Here is a 729-nt window from a genome sequence, read left to right on the forward strand (position 1 = left end):
GCGGGTGCGTGCGGTGGCGCGGGCGCACAACGCCACCGAGTTCATGGTGATGCAGGCCGCGCTGGCGGTGCTGCTGGCCAAGGTCACCGCGAGTACCGATGTGGCGGTAGGCTTTCCGATCGCGGGGCGGCGCGATACCGCCCTGGACGATCTGGTGGGCTTCTTCGTCAACACCCTGGTGCTACGGGTGGACGTGGGTGGCGACCCCAGCGTCGCGGACCTGTTGGCCCGGGTGCGGCAGCGCAGCCTGGCCGCGTACGAAAACCAGGACGTGCCGTTCGAGGTCCTGGTCGACCGGCTCAACCCCACCCGCTCGCTGGCGCATCACCCCCTTGTGCAGGTGATGCTCGCCTGGCAGGGCAACGACCCCGCGGAGCTGAATCTGGGTGATCTGCAGGTCGCGGCCGAGCCGATGCAAACCCGCACCGCCCGGATGGATTTGACGTTCTCGATGTCTGCCCGCTGGAGCGGTGACGGCAGGCCGGCCGGGATCGGCGGGACGGTCGAATTTCGCGCCGACGTGTTCGACGCCGACAGCATCCGCGCCCTGACTGAACGCTTGCGGCGGGTGTTGGTCGCCATGACCGAGGACCCTCGGCGCCGCCTGTCGTCGATCGATGTGCTCGAGAAAGGCGAGCATGCTCGGCTTGCCCAGTGGGGCAATGGTTTTGCGTTGGGTCGGTCGGTGGTGTCGGTGTCGGTGGTGGAGGTGTTTGCCGGGCAGGTGGG

General features: G+C 68.4%; 1 protein-coding gene. It reads left to right on the forward strand.

Translation table 11 applies throughout. The features are described from left to right. The coding region (locus tag A5708_RS01670) for a condensation domain-containing protein (protein WP_155765839.1) at positions 1 to 729 on the forward strand (729 nt) is incomplete at both ends.

This window comes from Mycobacterium colombiense (assembly GCF_001672755.1).
GTDB classification, from domain to species: Bacteria; Actinomycetota; Actinomycetes; order Mycobacteriales; family Mycobacteriaceae; genus Mycobacterium; species Mycobacterium colombiense_C.